The sequence below is a fragment of the Solihabitans fulvus genome (genome assembly GCF_008386585.1).
GTDB classification, from domain to species: Bacteria; Actinomycetota; Actinomycetes; order Mycobacteriales; family Pseudonocardiaceae; genus Solihabitans; species Solihabitans fulvus.
In genome coordinates, this window is sequence record NZ_VUOB01000261.1 from 1 (window position 1) to 400 (window position 400).

The following is a 400-nucleotide window of genomic DNA, read 5'->3' on the forward strand; positions in this document are numbered from 1 at the left end:
ATGAGTTCGTGTCCGTACAACTGGCGTAATCATGGCCCTTCGGGGCCATTGTTTCTCTGTGGAGGAGTCCATGACGAAAGATGAACTGATTGCCCGTCTCCGCTCGCTGGGTGAACAACTGAACCGTGATGTCAGCCTGACGGGGACGAAAGAAGAACTGGCGCTCCGTGTGGCAGAGCTGAAAGAGGAGCTTGATGACACGGATGAAACTGCCGGTCAGGACACCCCTCTCAGCCGGGAAAATGTGCTGACCGGACATGAAAATGAGGTGGGATCAGCGCAGCCGGATACCGTGATTCTGGATACGTCTGAACTGGTCACGGTCGTGGCACTGGTGAAGCTGCATACTGATGCACTTCACGCCACGCGGGATGAACCTGTGGCATTTGTGCTGCCGGGA

General features: G+C 56.0%; 1 protein-coding gene. It reads left to right on the forward strand.

Annotated features, from left to right (window positions below):
* Window positions 1-70: 70 nt before the first annotated feature.
* On the forward strand, window positions 71-400 hold a 330-nt coding region (locus F0L68_RS41520; RefSeq protein ID WP_149855396.1), incomplete at its 3' end, for a DNA-packaging protein FI.